The organism is Enterococcus sp. DIV1337a (genome assembly GCF_051712285.1).
GTDB lineage: Bacteria > Bacillota > Bacilli > Lactobacillales > Enterococcaceae > Enterococcus > Enterococcus faecalis.
Window position 1 is genome coordinate 970,568 of sequence record NZ_JBIOOP010000001.1, and the last position, 17,488, is coordinate 988,055.

Below are 17,488 nucleotides of genomic sequence, written 5' to 3' on the forward strand. Positions count from 1 at the left end.
TTGTTATTTTTTGAGGAGATATGATATTCTTTATTAAGTAAGAAATAATATTATATGGGAGGAACGAGCGATGAAAGTTATTGTTTTAGGATCATCACATGGAGGTTATGAAGCGGTAGAGGAATTACTAAATCTTCATCCTGATGCAGAAATTCAATGGTATGAGAAAGGTGATTTTATTTCATTCTTATCTTGTGGCATGCAGTTGTATCTAGAAGGAAAAGTGAAAGATGTTAATTCTGTTCGTTATATGACTGGCGAAAAAATGGAGAGCCGTGGTGTGAATGTCTTTTCTAATACTGAAATTACAGCGATTCAACCAAAAGAACATCAAGTGACAGTGAAAGATTTAGTGTCAGGTGAAGAACGTGTTGAAAATTATGATAAATTAATCATCAGTCCCGGGGCTGTCCCATTTGAATTAGATATTCCAGGTAAAGATTTGGACAATATTTACTTGATGCGTGGTCGTCAATGGGCCATTAAATTAAAACAAAAGACAGTAGATCCGGAAGTCAATAATGTGGTTGTGATTGGTAGTGGTTATATTGGTATTGAAGCTGCCGAAGCATTTGCGAAAGCTGGCAAAAAGGTTACTGTTATTGACATTTTAGATCGTCCATTAGGGGTATATCTAGATAAAGAATTTACAGATGTTTTAACAGAAGAGATGGAAGCTAATAACATTACCATTGCAACTGGTGAAACAGTTGAACGTTACGAAGGCGACGGCCGTGTACAAAAAGTCGTTACGGATAAAAATGCTTACGATGCTGATTTGGTCGTTGTAGCGGTCGGCGTTCGTCCAAACACTGCTTGGTTAAAAGGTACCTTGGAATTACATCCGAATGGCCTAATTAAGACGGATGAATACATGCAGACAAGTGAGCCAGATGTTTTTGCAGTAGGGGATGCTACGTTAATTAAATACAATCCTGCAGATACAGAAGTAAATATTGCTTTAGCAACGAATGCTCGTAAACAAGGTCGCTTTGCTGTGAAAAATCTAGAGGAACCAGTTAAACCTTTCCCTGGTGTTCAAGGATCTTCTGGTTTGGCCGTCTTTGATTATAAATTTGCGTCTACAGGGATTAACGAAGTTATGGCCCAAAAATTAGGAAAAGAAACAAAAGCGGTGACAGTAGTAGAAGACTACTTAATGGACTTTAATCCAGACAAACAAAAAGCGTGGTTTAAATTAGTGTATGATCCTGAAACAACACAAATTTTAGGCGCTCAATTAATGTCAAAAGCAGATTTAACTGCAAACATTAATGCTATTTCATTAGCGATTCAAGCCAAAATGACGATTGAAGACTTAGCCTATGCGGATTTCTTCTTCCAACCAGCGTTTGATAAACCTTGGAACATTATTAATACAGCGGCTTTAGAAGCGGTAAAACAAGAACGTTAATAAAACCAGACAAGAACGATGCTGAAAATAGTATCGTTCTTTTTGTATATTTTCAAAAAAATAACAACGCACTTTTACTTTTTTTCTAAAACAAAGAATTTTTTTACTCTTACTAAAATTTCAAAATGATGTAAAAATAAAAGCAGGTCGCAAGTGACCAAGAAATTTTAGGAGGAATTTTAGAATGAAAAAACAAATTTTAGCAAGTGTTGCATTAAGTGCATTAGCATTAAGTATTGCGGGACCAGCAGTTTATGCAAATGAAGCAAACTTACAAGACACGCAAGCTGATGTAACTTTAAAAGCAGGTTCTGGGAAAGACGTCAAACCTGTCGTTGATCCAACAGGTGATACAGATGAAAATCCATCTACAGGTGGTGAAGGTGCATTATCAATTCCGTACGCTTCAAGTATTAGCTTTGGTGAACAAGAAATTCAACAAGGCGATACCACTTACTTTGCACAAAACGAAAAACCATTTGTCCAAGTCAACGATACGCGTGGAGGTGCAGAAGGTTGGTCACTATACGCATCAATATCAGAATTTAAAGGTGCAACAAATCAAAACGTTTTAAAAGGTGCGCAGTTAACCTTAGCCAATGGTCAAGTAACTACAGAAGGTAACCAATCAGAAGCACCAATCATTGCATCAAATAGTTTAACGTTAAATGACTCACCACAACCATTAATGTCAGCTGAAAAAGGTAAAGGTGCAGGAGCCTGGGCTGCTTTATTCCAAGGGGAAAAAGGTAAAAATGAAAATGTAAAACTTTTTGTGCCACGTGCAGGTGTTGAAGCACAAGCTTACACAGCAACGATTACATGGGGATTATCTGATGCGCCAGCGTAAGACTTTAAAAAGATGGGGAACCTTTATTCCCATCTTTTTTCTTAGTTTAGTCAGCTGGTTGGTTTTGTGGTCTGCACCAGCTTCCGCTGAGGGGAATCAGATTAATTTTGAAGCAGAAGCTATTTTACCAGAAAACCAGCAATCTTCAGTCAGTTTTTACGATTTAAAAGTAACCCCTGGAAGTACACAAGAGTTTAAGTTACGCTTGAAAAATGTAAGTGATCAGCCTGTTAAAGTCCGTGTCGATGCAAATAATGGGATTACCAATAAAAATGGCGCTTTAGATTATTCACAACATGGGAAAAAATTATTAGGTAGTCCTACATTTGAAGAATTGATTTCGCCGTCACAAACAGTCGAATTACAAGGAAAAGAAACAAAAGAAGTTTCATTTCAATTAAATGTCCCTAAAAATGGTTTTGAAGGAACGATTTTAGGTGGATTTTATTGTTATGAATTAACAGATGGAAAAGAGAAAGAAGTAAAAGGGTTTAGTTTAACGAATAAATTTGCTTATACAATCGGAGCAAAACTTGTTGTTGAAAATAAAAAAATGGAACCTGCATTTCAGTTAACAAAGGTGAAACCAGGTTTAGAAAATGGCTATTTAACACTGTTTGCGACAATTGAAAATCCAGCACCAGTTTTAATGAGTCAATTGAAAATGAACGCCTTTGTTACCAAAAAAGGAAAAAATGAGAAAATTCGCGAATTATCAAAACAAATTTCTGTAGCACCACGTAGTCAATTTGAACTTCCGATTAGTTGGAATGACGAAGCCTTAAAAAAAGGGTTGTATGAGTTGACGATTCAGTTGGAAGATCAAAATGGTAAAAAGTGGACATTGAAAAAAGCATTTGAAATTAAAGGTGAAGATGAAAAATTGAATGATGAGGCAGTCAAAGTCACACGTCCTGCTTCGAATATCCTTCTGTATCTTGTGATAGGCAGCTGTATCTTAATTATTCTGGCGTTAATCATTTATATTTTAAAACTACGCCAAAATAAATCATAAATAGGGAGGCTTTAAAATGAAAAAAAGAAGTGGGTATCTTGTATTTATGCTAGTATTCGTTTTTTTAGCAAGTCCTAATAATGTACATGCGCAGCAAGTAGATTCAGAAGTAGGCATTACGTTTTATCAAAAAAATTATAAAGATCAGGTAGTGCCTTTTGAAAAAATAACGCCAGTTAATGAAGCCAAACAACCCAAGCAAGAAACGATTAACTCTGATAAGGGATTAATCAATCAACTTTTACCCAATACGGGAGAAAAACAGCAATTGGAGTTACTAACTATCGGTTTACTTCTTATAAGTATCATCCTGTTTGTAGTGGCCCGAAGACGAAAGAAAGGATGGAAAGCAGATGAATAAGATCGCTAAAACCTCATTTGTTTTTATAATCACGTTGATTGGGTTAGCCTTAGGACCGCAAATCGGTGAAGCAACTGAGTTAGTCAAGAAAATTTCAAATAATACAAAATTGTCTGATTATGGTTACTTTAAGGCCTTGCCAGGTGTCTATACACCGACTTCCCATACTTTTGTCATGCAATCAGGAGCAGAAACAGAAGTTATTCCACTTGAAGGCAATGCGAACAGTAGTCAATTGACAGTTGATGAAAATTCTCCTGCAGGTAGTGCCATGATTCGTAATGTGGGGTGGTATCAAGGCAAAAAAGTCAGCGTTAAAGTTTCAATGTTGAAAAATTTGTCAAGTCGTGCAGGGGGAACAATCTTTTTTGAAAAAGAGCGTTTCTTAACATTATCTCTTCTTGGAGATGTGAAAGTGACGTATGAATTTTTTGATGAAGAAAATCAACCGATACAAATAAAAACCTCTTTCAATACCTATGATTTAAGCAAAAAATACTATTTTGGTATATTTTTCCCATTGGACTTGCTTTATGCATACAATCCAACCAATATTTTTTCTAGAACATGGAATGATGAAAGTGGTGGTTATTGGGTAACTTATCATAACGAAACGGAAACGGGTGCCATTAATAGTCAAAAGCAACAGCTACAAATTTTAACTCGACCAAGGGAAAAGTTAACCTTTATTTATCGAAATTGGAATAACAATCAGCCGTTAGAAATACCTTATCGCACAGACTTTGTGGCAAAACCTGAGTTTGGTGGGGCCGTGGCAAATTCTTTAACGTTAGAGAAGCCACAACCTGTGAGTGAATTAAAGGCCCAACAAATCATGCCGAATGTTGCAGATGATCGTAAATTAAGCAATTTAGAAGTACGTTTTAACTTAACAAATCTCTTACAATCACAGCAATACGAGCTAGGTGATATCAACATTCAAAACTTTAATGGTGAAGATGTCACGGCTTTGTTCTCACAAGAGATGCAAGGTGAGGAATTAGTATTGACTGCCTTACAACCACAAGATAGCCGCTTAAATGCCACGACTTTACTTTATACAGTAGCCGTGAAATGGCGTGCAGGTGCGCCCGCAGTCGATAATCGTTTCATTGACACAGAAGGAAATCTGGCATTACCTTATACAATCCAAACAAAGGCCACTAACAGAGATAAAGCGTTTAATCAAGCAACCGAAGGCATGTTGAAAGTGAATTATAACAGCAAGGTGAATCTTCTTTTTGTTGACGAAAATGATCAACCGTTGAAAGAGCCAATGACCCAGCCAGGTATTTTAACACAAGCATTTGATGTATCATCTGAGTATCCTGAAATACCTGGATATTATCCAGTGAAAAATCCAGTGGAACAAGATCAAGGAACGTTTCAACAAGAAGAACAAACAATCGTTCATCGGTATCGTAAAAATTTGGAATTTCAATTGAAAAATTCAGGAGAGACAATACCGGTTTCTCGTTTTAATAAAGAAGCTGAGGTGGCATATTCTTTAAAACACGAAGCGGGAAAAACGGTTCGCGTGATGGCTCGTTTCGGTGGAGAGGAACAATTAGTAAAAGAGTATCCAATAGCACCAGAGACTGTTGACGATCAAGTGAAAATGAAGATACCTGATAATTGGCTTGACCAAGAAGTTGAATTTTACGCGATGAATGAAACTGGACAAGTTTCAAATAATGAAAAAAAGATACTTAGTCTGGAAAAAGGACCACAATTAAAATTACCTGACGTTCTTTCTTTTGGGCAACAAGAAATCCCGGTAAAAGATAGCTATGTTAAGTTGCCGCAAGAAGCAGAACTGGCTATCACTGATGAAAGTCAGTTAGATAAAAGTCAATGGAAAGTCAAAGTTAAAATGCAACAAATGATGAAAAATCAAAATAATCAAACATTGTCAAAAGGTTTAAGCTTTATTAAAGAGGGCAAACGGACACCGATTAATGATGTCGAACAAACGGTTGCTAGTGGTAGCGGAAGTCAAGTGTTGAATTTAGCAAATATACTTGATTTAACTTTGGTTCCAAGTGATGTCGCGGGAAGCTACCAAGGTCAATTAGTTTGGAACTTAGAAGATGCCCCTATTTAAAGCTAGAAAAAATTTCCATTCAACTTGACTTAATAATTAAATTAATTGAAATCAAGCACAGGTGCTAAGGAATTTCTTTAGCACCTGTTTTTTTGGGCAAAAATTTACCTCTTGCAAAAAGAAAGTCGTATAATTAATATGACTAAGTTATTTATAAAAATTTAGAAATACAGGAGGTTGATAAAGTGCATACATTCTTAACAAAATCTTCTCAAAAGAAAATTCGCCTATTTAATTATCTCTTAGAAAAAAACAAGTGGCGAACCATTACAGACTTAAAAGACTTACTAAATGTTTCTTCAAAATCAATTCTATTGTATGTAGAAGAATTATCTGAAATTTTCAAACAATTTAATGGGAAAATCGTACTGAAAAATGAAAATAATCAACGATTTTATATGTACAAAGATGCTAATTTTCCTATCTATAATATTTACTTGCATTACTATCGTCAATCCTATAACTACAATTTGATTGATTATATGTACAAGTATCCAGAGAGAAACTTAGAGGACTATGCAGAGGCACAATTTACAAGTGTCTCAACTGTTTTTCGCTACGCTAAATTATTAGTAAAGTATTTCAAAAGATATCAAATGACCTTCCATACATTCTCATTAGAACTAGAAAATGAAGAAAGTGTGATTCGTTCTTTTTACTATTATTTTTATTGGCAATCTTCACACACAGGTGACTGGCCATTTATGATTTCTGAAAACTTAATTGAACGATATATTGAACAATTTGAAGAGGTATACGATATTAAGTTGTTACGTTTACCCAAACGAATTTTTTCTTATTGGCTAGCAATTGTATTAGAACGTGCACCACAAAAAAGAGTGGAATTTTTAGATGAAATTAAACAGGTAGCGGATTCGGATAAAGCCTTTCCGTTAGTAAAAATGTGGCTGCAAAATTGTAATTTATCGTTACCTGAAGAAGAAATTTATTTTTTATATCGAATCATCTGTTCGTTTGGGGTAATTGATGGCAATCCTCGTTATGAAGTTAGTCATGCATTAGCACATAAGTTACATCATACTGTGTCATACCAAGCCGTATTGCTACTAAATAATGTTACGCGAAAAGACTATCAATTCCAATTGGATTTGTCAGATTCTGAATTGATTTTTAACTTTGTGGCCTTCCATGAGCGAAGTCAATTCTTTTTCGGTAATACGGATTTGTTTTTCAATCAGTCTTATATTAATGAAATTAAAAGACAAAATATGGAAATAGCCCAACTGATGGAGACATTTCGCCAAGACTTACAAGAACAAGCAACAAAAGAACTACAAGAGATTTTAAAAAATTGGGAACAACTTTTCTTAAACTATTACTATGTTTTAGATTATTATGATTTGCTGTTAAAGAAACTAACACCTATTAAGATTTTAATTGCAGACGATTTACATCATACCCATCGATTATGGTTGATGAATAAAATAAAAAATTATTTTGGTAAAGCTTATCCCTTGGCTTTTTATGATTATGAAGCGGATGTATCAGAAGTCGATTTAGTGATTTCTAATTATTATTTTGATACAAAAGGAACGACTTTACTACTAATGAAAAATATCCCAACAGAACGCAACTGGCGGAATTTAGAGAAAATTCTTTATAAAATAACTCATTGTAATGATAAATAAAGCCTCTCTTTAGCAAGCGTTACTTTTTAACTTAATAACATATTGACTACGATTAATTTTGTTTACTTGCAAAAGCGCCATTGGCTAACAGACAATCTTAGGAGGTTTAGAAACAGCGCTGAAAAATAATTGACGGCGTTGTTTCTTTTATTTTTTTTCCAAATAGCGGATTTTTTTACACTAAAAAATGACTACTTTTCTTGCTATGCTAGTAATTGAAAGCATAGAAAGGAGCGGATAGTAATGGTTGCATTTGGTATGGTAGTAATTAGTGTTAAATTAATAGGGATTGGCTTGTTTTGCTATTACGAACTAAAGGCTGAAAAAAATTGTAGTTAAGGAGTGTTGCTAATGCAATTAGAAAATATTTCAAAAACCATTAATAAAAAAGAAATTCTAACAGATATTTCAATTACTGTAGAACCAGGTGAAATTGTAGGTTTAATTGGTCCAAATGGTGCAGGCAAAACAACTACAATGAAAATTATGAGTGGGTTAATTGTTAATTTTCAAGGTAAAGTCATTGCTCAAGAACGGATTGGTGTTTTAATTGATGGACCTAAATATTTTCCCAATAGAACAGCAAGAGAGAATCTTAATTATTTTCGTGCTCTTTCAAAAGAGAGTTATTCAGTTGATTACGTAGAATCACTATTTGATATGAAAAGTTACGGGAAAAAGAAAGTCAAAGATTTTTCTTTAGGCATGAAACAGCGCTTGGGAATGGCGCTAGCTTTAATTAACAAAAATGAGTTGCTTATTTTAGATGAACCAATGAATGGTTTAGATCCAGATGGCGTACAAGCGACCATTCAGACACTAAAGTACTTAGCAAAAGAGTTACATATCGGTATTATTATTTCCAGTCATATTTTAGGAGATCTAGATAAGTTGTGCGATCGAGCGTATTTTATTAAAAATGGAGCAATTATTCAAGACGTCACTTTAGGAAAAGAAGCATCAGTCTATCAATTTACCTTTAATGAAGAAAACGAAGACAAAGTAAGTGAAATTAGCGCTCTTTTTGAGGGGGTAGAACAAAGAAATCATCGTTGGTTAATTTCGGAAGCAGATTATCCATTATTCCTAAAAGAGTTGGTTTTAAACGACGTCATTCCACTAGAAATGAAAAAGCATGCGCTAAATTTAGAGGACGTTTATTTTTCATTAGCAGAAGGGGAGTAAGAGATGAAAGTAACAGCTGTTTTAAAACAAGATATTCGGCGCAGAATTTTTCGATTTTCTGTTAGCTATCTCATGATGTTTGCCATTTTAGGGTTAGTCCCACCATTTTTAAATTATTTTTTTGGCGATACATTTGATGTAAATGATTATATTAGTTCGATGAATTTTATTAACAGTTTGCTATTACCAATTTTAGTAGTGTCCTTTGCTGTTGACGATCAAGGCTCACGAATTAGTGATTATTATTTTAAAACGAGGCAAGGTCGCCATCTTTATTTGTTCTCGCTGTTGATTTGTGGACTATGTTTGGGCTTGTTAGCAGGATTTTTATTAATCGGTGTTTGCGCTCTTTTAAGTATGGTTCTTTCAGTAGCTATTTCATGGAAAGTGTTGACTGTTCTATTAGCTTCTTATGTATTATTGCCGTTGTTCTACTTAGTTTTAGCTATAACGGTGTATTTTTTCTTTCATATACAGGGAGTGGCTTTAACGACCTTTAATTTAGTTTTGATGATGATTGTTCCTATATTAATAAATATTGGAGCATCAACCATCGGATTGGGCATTCTTTTGCAGTCTCCTTTTTACATTTTAACATTTTTAGGAATGGGTTCAGGAACGATGAATGAATTATTTTATTGTTTAGTAAGCATACTAGTGTTATATGGAATAAATCATTGGAAAATACAACGAATTGATTTTTGAGTAAGGATAGTTCGATTTAAGATTTTAAAAGCATGTATCAGACGTATTTTATTGTCTGGTACATGCTTTTACTTAGTTATTCAATTGATTTTTTAATTCTTGTTGAACGCGATTTAATTCTTGTTCATCCACACGTTGATAGGAAACACCGTCTTGCATAAAACCAGTCCCTTGAAGTTGGTCTTGTTTCACTTTACCAAAGGCACTGCGATAATCTAAGGCAATTTTTTTCATGTCATCAAAACTTAAATCTGTCTTCATATTATCAGAAACAGCTGTTAAAATTTCTTGATAGTTGCTCACGCTATTAAGACTTAAGATTTTTTGGACAATGCCTTCAATCACTTTTCTTTGACGTTCTTGGCGGCCGTAGTCACCATTAGGGTCTTCGTAACGCATTCTTGAATAGGAGAGTGCTTGTTCACCATCTAATGAAATTTTACCAATCGTAAAATCATATCCGTCTTGAGAAAAAGTCAGATTATTATTCACTTCAATTCCGCCAACCGCATTGACTAATTCTTTTAAACCAGCCATATTAATTGAAACATAATGATTGATAGGGATGTTTAAATAGTTTTCAACTGTATCCATCGCTAAGGATGCACCACCAAAAGCATAGGCGTGATTCAATTTATCTTGTTTTCCTTGACCTGGAATATCCACATAGGTATCGCGAGCAAGACTGACTAAGGTTGTTTGCTTGTCACGAGGATTAACCGTTGCAACAATTGTTGTATCCGAACGACCTTGCTCGACACGCCCATCATCGCCTGTATCAATCCCTAATAATAAAACAGAAAAAGGCTCCTTATTGTTTAAATTGACCTGACTTTTTTTAGATCGTTCCACTGTTTCATAGGTTTTATCCATTGACTTAGAAACATCCCAATAAAGTTTTGCCCCCATTCCAACAACTGCAAGAAACAGAACCAAAATAATTCCAAAGATAATGGCAAAAATTTTCTTCCCTTTTGACATATTTTTCCTCCAATAATTTATCACAGATTGTGATTTTTTCTTATAGGTTAATCTTACTAATTTTTAGTGAAGAAGTATATAATAATTGTTGAAAGACTATAAAACTTTAAGATATTTTGGATTATTTTGGCTTAATTTTTTGAAATATCCCAATTCTATTAAAATATGCGAATTAGTATATTACACGTTTTCAAGGTGTTTCATTGTTGATTAATTAGAATTTTAGTGGTATTTTTGTATTTGTAATTAGTACAGAATTTAATTGGAGGTATAACAGTGAGTAAAAAAGGATCAGATATCATAGTAGAAAGTTTAATCAATCACGAAGTTCCCTATATTTTTGGGATTCCCGGTGCAAAAATTGATGGGGTTTTTGATGCATTAGTTGACAAAGGCCCAGAATTAATTTTAGCTCGACATGAACAAAACGCAGCCTTTATGGCACAGGGGATTGGTCGTTTGACGGGAGAGCCTGGCTTAGTTATTGCAACTAGTGGACCTGGTGCCAGCAATTTAGCAACTGGCTTAGTAACTGCGACTGCAGAAGGGGACCCTGTTTTAGCATTGGCTGGACAGGTGAAACGGTCCGATTTGTCAAAATTAACTCACCAAAGCATGAATAATGCTGCATTATTTAGTCCAATAACAAAATTCAGTACAGAAATTCAAGATCCAGAAACATTATCTGAAAATATTGCCAATGCTTACCGCATCGCCAAAACAGCGAAAAAAGGTGCAACATTCTTATCGATCCCACAAGATGTCACCGATAGTCCGGTGACAGGCGAAGCAATTAAGCCTTTGTCGGCTCCGAAACTGGGCCATGCATCAGCAGAAACGATCGCAGCTTTAGCTGAACGAATCAAGCAAGCGAAGTTACCTGTTTTACTTTTAGGAATGCGGGCTTCTGCACGAAAAGTTACCGCAGCCATTCGTGAATTAGTTGCTATAACTGGTTTGCCAGTCGTGGAAACGTTCCAAGGAGCAGGAATTATTTCAAAAGAATTAGAAGAACATTTCTTTGGGCGTGTTGGTTTATTTCGAAACCAACCTGGGGACCGTTTGTTAAAAAGAAGTGATTTAGTGATTGCGATTGGTTATGATCCAATTGAATATGAAGCACGTAATTGGAACGCAGAAAAAGATGCACGCGTTATTGTCATTGATGAAGTTCAAATGGAAATTGACCAATATATGCAACCTGAAGAAGAGCTAATTGGTGATATGTCTAAAAATATTTTGAAATTATCAGAAGCATTTAGTGAGCCAATATTAACAGAAGATGCTCAAGATTATTTAGAAACGCTTCAAGAAAAATTAACGATTAAAGAAGTAAAAACCAGTACAATTGAAAATCGATTACATCCATTAGAAATTGTTCAAACGCTTCAAGAAAAAACCACGAATGAAATGACAGTTACTGTTGATGTAGGGAGTCACTACATTTGGATGGCTCGCCACTTTAGAAGTTATGAACCGCGTCATTTATTATTTAGTAATGGCATGCAAACATTAGGTGTCGCTTTGCCTTGGGCAATCTCGGCCGCGCTGGTTCGTCCGAATACTCAAATTATCTCTGTTTCTGGGGACGGCGGTTTCCTATTTTCAGCGCAAGAATTAGAAACAGCGGTTCGTTTAAAGCAAAATATTGTGCATATTATTTGGAATGATGGTAGTTATGATATGGTTAAATTCCAAGAAGAAATGAAATATAATCGATCCTCTGGCGTAGATTTTGGTCCAGTTGATTTTGTGAAATATGCTGAAGCTTTTGGAGCCAAAGGGGTTCGAGTTCATTCACAAGCAGAATTTGCCGCAGCTTTAGAAGAAGGAATGCAAACAGAAGGTCCCGTGATTATTGATGTTCCTGTGGATTATTCAGATAATCAAGAATTAGGTAAAACATTGTTACCAGATCAACTTTATTAGGAGATGGAAAAATGAGCGAACAATATGTTTATCAACATGGTACGCTAGGCGGTTTAATGGAAAGTTTGATGGCAGGAACGGCAGAAATTGGCACGTTACTCAAGCAAGGTGATTTTGGAATTGGGACATTAGAAGGCTCAAATGGCGAAATTATTTTATTGGACGGTACATTGTATCATGCGAATCAAACTGGCGAAATTACTATTCTAGAAGGCGAAGAATTAACGCCATATGCCGCAGTTACTCGTTTTCAAGAAGATGGCGCATTCCCTGTATCAACGGAAACCGATGAAAATATTAAAGCACAAATTTTAGAAAAAATTAGTCCTAATTTTTTTGCGGCAATTAAAATTAGCGGTCTTTTTGCGAATATGCATGTCCGTGTGGCACCTAAACAAGAAAAACCGTATCCACCATTTGTAGAAGCAGCACGCAATCAACCTGAATTTACAGCGGAGAATATTCAGGGAACAGTTGTAGGGTTCTTTACACCTAAATTATTTCATGGTGCCTCTGCCGCAGGGTTTCATTTGCACTTTATCAGTGAGGATCACCAATTTGGTGGGCACATTCTTGATTTTGGCATTAAACAAGGGACTGTTTCGTGGATGGAAACAGCAGAATTGCGGCAGCATTTTCCAGTTCATGATGCTGATTATCGGAATAAAGAAATTGATATTGCAAAAGCTTTGTCCGCAATTGAAGAAGCGGAATAACTGAATAACAAGGCAGATTTATCCCCGCCCATCCAAGTTGACCCAGTGAGTCAACTTGGATGGGTTTATTGCTGTTCGTCGCTTTTTGTTGTTATTTTTCAATAATAAATAGTATCCTTTTTATAATAAGTAAATAACAATTGGAAAGGAAGGCGTAATGGACATACTTTATAGAAGTTGGCAATTATCTGGTTGGCTCTATCATGACATTTTTGTCATCATTGTAGCAATTATTTTTATAGTAATTAGTGGTATTTTGATTATTTCCTTAATAAGAAGGCGGAGTACAAGGAGACTGGTTCCATATGTGTTAATTTTGTTGGTTTATCTTGCAGTGGTACATTTTGCTGGTTTAATCTTTTTCGGAATGTTTCGTTCAGTAACGATTGAAGAGAAAAGTGCGACGTTTTATTCTGAAAAAACGAAAGGCTTAACTTCAATTGAGCGAATGATTATTCCAAATGGACGAACAAATGGCATTAGCACCAGTAATTCATTGTTCCAAGTGATTTCTGTTAATAGTCAGACGGGCAAACGAATGTGGAGTAAACGTATAGGTTGGCGTGATTATTTAATTGGTCAAACAGATCAATATGTGGTCTTGAATAATGCTGATAACGAGGCCATTTATTTACTAGATACAAAAACAGGGAAAAAACAGTTTTCCGAAGCGGATTTAGTGAAGAAATTCCCTGAATTAAAAGACTATTTGAGCTCTGATTTCGTTGATTATCGTTTTATGGATAATCGCTATCTCTATATTTATGGATTAAACAATCGATATTATCAATTAGATTTGGAAAATTGGCAGTTAAAACAAGACCCAACCTTCAAAAAAGTCTTTCAAACACAAGAAGCGCCTAAATGGACGATAGATTCAAATGAGAGTCAAATTGGTCAAGAGCTGTCATCGGAAGAACGTGCAACTGTGCAAGGAAAACTAGAAGAGCAACTAATAGCACCAGTCTTATTAGGCAAGAAAGATGAAGCAAATTATTATGTCCTGTCATACAAGAAAAGACAAAGTAATCAAGCGATAGTTGGCTTATACAATTGGCAGAAAAAAACATACGAGTGGCAAACACCGTTACTTCTAACTAAAGAGAACGTACCTATTAAAGCTTTTCAAGTAGAGAATGCGTTATTCATTAAAGTCCCGCGTTATTTATACAAAATTAACCTGAATAATGGTAATCAAGAGTATCAGTTTGATTACCGTTGGGGCCAAGTGATTCGTTAAACGAAAAGCGGTAAAGCATACTTAGACAAATAGAAGGAGCAAATAGTCCTTATGATATAAAAAAAACGCTTAGAAGAGTAGTGACTCCGCTAGTTTTCTAAGTATTTTTTTATTTTATGCAGGTCCAGAGATTAAATTCCAGATAATCGAACCTGTATATGCGCCAGGAAATAATTGTGAAACAGGGGTTTGAATTGCAAGAGAAATATCGGTCATGCGGCCGCTCCACATTCCTTGTCCTTTTCTATCACCAGCGTTACTCATTAAAGTCGCACCGTTACCGATAATAATTGGGTTGGTCGGGAAGTCGGGTGCAGCAGGATCTTCTGAAAAATTCAGTCCATACATTGTATTTGTCATAAAAAAACGCCGTAACGTTTTGTCATAGCGGGCATAGCCGCCTGTTAATTGAAACGTAATGATGCCTAGTAAAGAATGAGCTTCGTTTCGCATGTGTGGGATTTCAGCAGTGACATGCCAACCAGTTAAGGCTCCGCGAACATCCCCCATCCCAAAGTGTCTCATTGTATGAGTATTGCCTGCAGACGGCCGGATAGGAACTGCGGTTAAATCACCAGAAATCGCTTGGGTTTCAAAAGTAAATTCTTTCGGAATGAAGAGCAAGTCAAAACTAGTGTTAGGATTTTCTAAATCAGGATCAATGGCATCGTCAACCGATTCATCGCCAGGCAGCCTTCCAAGTTCTAGTTCAACTGAAACAGGCGTTTTTCCAGAACGGGTGGCAAAAGAAACCGATGGGTCAAAACTAAAGAGACTGAATACTAGCAACAAGGCTGCAAGTGATTGATAAGTGAGTAGATTTTTTTGCTTCAAGAAAGTTCCTCCTTTAGGGCTGATAATATAAGTATACGCAAAAAGCGCTGTTTTTATTTATCAGTAATTTACAGGGAATTCGAAAATATTGAGACAGATAGTGTTTAATATTAGTAGAGAAAGATGAGTCGACAATTTTTACTTGTTGATCCTGTCTTTTTTGAGCACAATTCGTTATATCAAGCATGCTAAAATATAAAAGAAATCATCACGTATCACTAATCAAAATGGAGAGGGGGAGAAAATTTTGAGTAAGTGTTTGGGGTTGTTGATGATTTTATTTGTATTATCTGGCTGTTCAGGAAGTAGGAATTCGCAACAGGAAGTCGTTATAGAAAAGTCTGCTAATAATGACAAAGTAAGACAATTTGTTGATCAAAAAAATCCGCATTTAGGCACGCAATTAGAAGCAGAATCTTATACTAAACAGGAAGCGATTGAATTTTTACAAAATGGTTTAGGGATACCAACGAATGACTCGGTGTTTAATTATACGTTTAAGCAGTCAAATAAAGGAAGTTATGTTGTTCAAATTATATCTGAAAAGAATAGTGTTTCGAAAGACAACGAATTGTTCGGATATTATCAGGTATATCAAGATGGTATTATAGTGAAAATGGTGGAAAAGGACCAAACGTTCCAAGAAAATTAAGTGATAAATAAAAAAGTTGACAAAAAACACAAACAGCCTTGTTTGTGTTTTTTTGTTTAATGTTCGTGTTTTATTTTTTGATAGCCTTTTTTGAAAAAACATACGAACGTTCGGGTTTAAAAACGAACAAAAAGATGAAAATGTGTTGAAATATACGTTTTCCTTGCGTATACTGATGAAGTGAAAAAACGAACGAGGAGTGTACGAATGAACAAAAATGTTCCTTATTTAATTGTGGCACCAGGGCTAGTACTATTATTATTTTTCTTAATGATTCCATTAATTACTAGCATTTTGCCAACCATTTTTACTGATCATGGCTTGACGCTAAATCAGTATGTTACTTTTTTTAAAGATGACTATAATGTTTCAATTTTCTGGCGAACGATAAGAGTTTCGTTAATTGTGACAGGTATTTCAATTGTGTTGGGCATTCCAACGGCGTACTTTATTGCTGGAGTTTCCAAAAAATGGCGTGGCTTTTTAATGGCTATGACCTTGTTTCCACTATTGACTAACTCAGTTATTCGAAGTTTTGCTTGGATTAACATTTTAGGAAAAAACGGTGTAGTGAATACGTTGTTATTAAAAATCGGCTTAATTGAACAGCCGCTGAATTTATTGTATACAGAATTTGCAATTATTATCGGTTCAGTGTATTTATTTTTACCGACAATGATTATGACCTTAGTCGGGGTTATGGAAAACATTGAAGGAGAAATGCTAGAAGCGGCTGAGACGCTAGGCGCCAATCCAATGACGGGTTTTCGGAAAATTGTTTTACCTTTATCAATTCCAGGCACCATCGTAGGAAGTATATTAGTGTTTACAGGAACCTTAACGGCTTATACGACGCCACAGCTGTTAGGTGGTAACCAAAAAATGATGATGTCGACCTTCTTATATCAAAAGGCTAATACTTTAGGTGATTGGCAATCGGCGAGTGTTCTTGCATTTATTATGATTTTAACAACATTAATTGTGATGAAAGGCCTAGACATGGTCGCTAAGAAAGTAGATCGGAGAGAAGCAAATCATGCGTAAGCAAAAAGGACTATCTGTTATTGCAATTCTAGTTTTTCTGTTTTTATTTTTACCATTATGTTTGATTGTGGTGACTTCTTTTGGAACAGCCGCAGCGATTCAATTTCCGATTAAAGGATTTACTTTAGATTGGTATGCCAAAGCCTTACAATCAGAAACGTTTATGGACAGTTTTAAGTTAAGCTTGTTGATTGGGGTATTAGCGACTGTTTTAGCATTAATAGTAGGGATTCCAGCTTCCTATGCGCTGGCACGTTATTCCGTTCGTGGGCGCAACTTTATTAAAAGCTTTTTCTTATCCCCAACTGTGATTCCAGGAATTGTGGTCGGGTATACACTATTTCAATATATTGTTATTAAATTAGGTTTGCCTGTTTTTCAAGGATTATTAATGGGGCATTTTTTAATTAGTTTGCCTTATATTATTCGAGTGGTTGGGTCAAGTATGGAACAACTGGATTATTCAATGGAAGAAGTGGCTTGGACATTAGGTTGTACAAGATTACGAGCCTTTATTCAAATTGTTTTACCCAATGTGTCTTCAGGAATTTTTGCAGCCTTTATGTTAGCATTTGTCAATTCGTTTAACAATGTTCCTGTATCGATGTTTTTATCAGGTCCCGGTGTGACGATGCTGCCTACTTCTTTATTAAGTTATATGGAATACAATTATGATCCAACTGTTTCAGCAATTTCTGTATTGTTGATGCTACTAACAATGGGCTTAATGTTTTTAATTGAAAAAACGTTGGGACTAGCTTCCATTGCCTAAAACATGGAAGAAGCACGAGATAGAAAGAGGAGAAAAT

General features: G+C 35.4%; 16 protein-coding genes. 14 read left to right on the forward strand and 2 right to left on the reverse strand.

Going from position 1 to position 17,488, the window contains the following annotated elements; genetic code table 11:
* The first annotated feature begins 70 nt into the window (after positions 1 to 70).
* From IGL49_RS04800 to IGL49_RS04835, 8 genes are all read left to right on the forward strand, one after another.
* A complete protein-coding gene (locus IGL49_RS04800; protein ID WP_104853778.1) occupies positions 71 to 1,414 on the forward strand; it encodes an NADH peroxidase in 1,344 nt (447 codons plus the stop codon).
* A gap of 184 nt (positions 1,415 to 1,598) precedes the next feature.
* Positions 1,599 to 2,264: a WxL domain-containing protein gene (locus IGL49_RS04805; protein WP_104853779.1), complete on the forward strand. Its 666-nt coding sequence runs from the start codon at positions 1,599 to 1,601 to the stop codon at positions 2,262 to 2,264.
* The gene (locus IGL49_RS04810) at positions 2,251 to 3,279 is read left to right on the forward strand and encodes a DUF916 and DUF3324 domain-containing protein (RefSeq protein WP_104853780.1); all 1,029 of its coding nucleotides are present in this window, start codon (positions 2,251 to 2,253) and stop codon (positions 3,277 to 3,279) included. Before IGL49_RS04805 ends, IGL49_RS04810 begins: the two co-directional genes overlap by 14 nt.
* A gap of 16 nt (positions 3,280 to 3,295) precedes the next feature.
* Positions 3,296 to 3,640 carry an LPXTG cell wall anchor domain-containing protein gene (locus IGL49_RS04815; RefSeq protein WP_104853781.1) on the forward strand — a complete coding sequence of 115 codons (345 nt, stop codon included), beginning with the start codon at positions 3,296 to 3,298 and terminating at the stop codon, positions 3,638 to 3,640.
* Positions 3,633 to 5,744, forward strand: a complete 2,112-nt coding sequence (locus tag IGL49_RS04820) for a MucBP domain-containing protein (RefSeq protein ID WP_104853782.1) — start codon at positions 3,633 to 3,635, stop codon at positions 5,742 to 5,744. The genes IGL49_RS04815 and IGL49_RS04820 overlap by 8 nt, the downstream gene beginning before the upstream one ends.
* A gap of 185 nt (positions 5,745 to 5,929) precedes the next feature.
* Positions 5,930 to 7,393, forward strand: coding sequence for a helix-turn-helix domain-containing protein (locus IGL49_RS04825; RefSeq protein ID WP_104853783.1), 1,464 nt, complete (start codon positions 5,930 to 5,932; stop codon positions 7,391 to 7,393).
* 351 nt (positions 7,394 to 7,744) lie between these two features.
* Positions 7,745 to 8,578 (forward strand): ABC transporter ATP-binding protein, encoded by an 834-nt coding sequence (locus IGL49_RS04830; RefSeq protein ID WP_104853784.1) that lies wholly within the window; start codon positions 7,745 to 7,747, stop codon positions 8,576 to 8,578.
* Positions 8,579 to 8,581: 3 nt separating this feature from the next.
* Positions 8,582 to 9,283, forward strand: coding sequence for a hypothetical protein (locus IGL49_RS04835; protein ID WP_104853785.1), 702 nt, complete (start codon positions 8,582 to 8,584; stop codon positions 9,281 to 9,283).
* 72 nt (positions 9,284 to 9,355) lie between these two features.
* Here IGL49_RS04835 and IGL49_RS04840 read toward each other — a convergent pair whose 3' ends face one another.
* A complete protein-coding gene (locus tag IGL49_RS04840; RefSeq protein ID WP_104853786.1) occupies positions 9,356 to 10,264 on the reverse strand; it encodes an LCP family glycopolymer transferase in 909 nt (302 codons plus the stop codon).
* Positions 10,265 to 10,540: 276 nt separating this feature from the next.
* On the opposite strand from IGL49_RS04840, the gene alsS reads away from it, so the two are divergent.
* The 3 genes from alsS to IGL49_RS04855 all read left to right on the forward strand — a co-directional run bounded on the left by alsS (position 10,541) and on the right by IGL49_RS04855 (position 14,149).
* Entirely contained in the window at positions 10,541 to 12,193 is a 1,653-nt protein-coding gene (gene alsS, locus IGL49_RS04845; protein ID WP_002357923.1) for an acetolactate synthase AlsS, read from the forward strand.
* Between the two features lie 11 nt (positions 12,194 to 12,204).
* Entirely contained in the window at positions 12,205 to 12,909 is a 705-nt protein-coding gene (budA, locus tag IGL49_RS04850; protein WP_104853787.1) for an acetolactate decarboxylase, read from the forward strand.
* Between the two features lie 157 nt (positions 12,910 to 13,066).
* Positions 13,067 to 14,149: a PA2928 family protein gene (locus tag IGL49_RS04855; protein ID WP_104853788.1), complete on the forward strand. Its 1,083-nt coding sequence runs from the start codon at positions 13,067 to 13,069 to the stop codon at positions 14,147 to 14,149.
* Between the two features lie 114 nt (positions 14,150 to 14,263).
* On the opposite strand, the gene IGL49_RS04860 is transcribed toward IGL49_RS04855, so the two are convergent.
* Positions 14,264 to 14,983, reverse strand: a complete 720-nt coding sequence (locus IGL49_RS04860; RefSeq protein WP_104853789.1) for a WxL domain-containing protein — start codon at positions 14,981 to 14,983, stop codon at positions 14,264 to 14,266.
* Between the two features lie 271 nt (positions 14,984 to 15,254).
* Here IGL49_RS04860 and IGL49_RS04865 point away from each other — a divergent pair, with 271 nt between their 5' ends.
* From IGL49_RS04865 to IGL49_RS04875, 3 genes are all read left to right on the forward strand, one after another.
* Positions 15,255 to 15,635 carry a hypothetical protein gene (locus IGL49_RS04865; protein ID WP_164982894.1) on the forward strand — a complete coding sequence of 127 codons (381 nt, stop codon included), beginning with the start codon at positions 15,255 to 15,257 and terminating at the stop codon, positions 15,633 to 15,635.
* Between the two features lie 207 nt (positions 15,636 to 15,842).
* Entirely contained in the window at positions 15,843 to 16,679 is an 837-nt protein-coding gene (locus IGL49_RS04870) for an ABC transporter permease (protein WP_104853791.1), read from the forward strand.
* On the forward strand, positions 16,672 to 17,451 hold the full coding sequence (locus tag IGL49_RS04875) for an ABC transporter permease (RefSeq protein WP_002357916.1): 780 nt from the start codon (positions 16,672 to 16,674) through the stop codon (positions 17,449 to 17,451). The genes IGL49_RS04870 and IGL49_RS04875 overlap by 8 nt, the downstream gene beginning before the upstream one ends.
* Positions 17,452 to 17,488 lie beyond the last annotated feature (37 nt).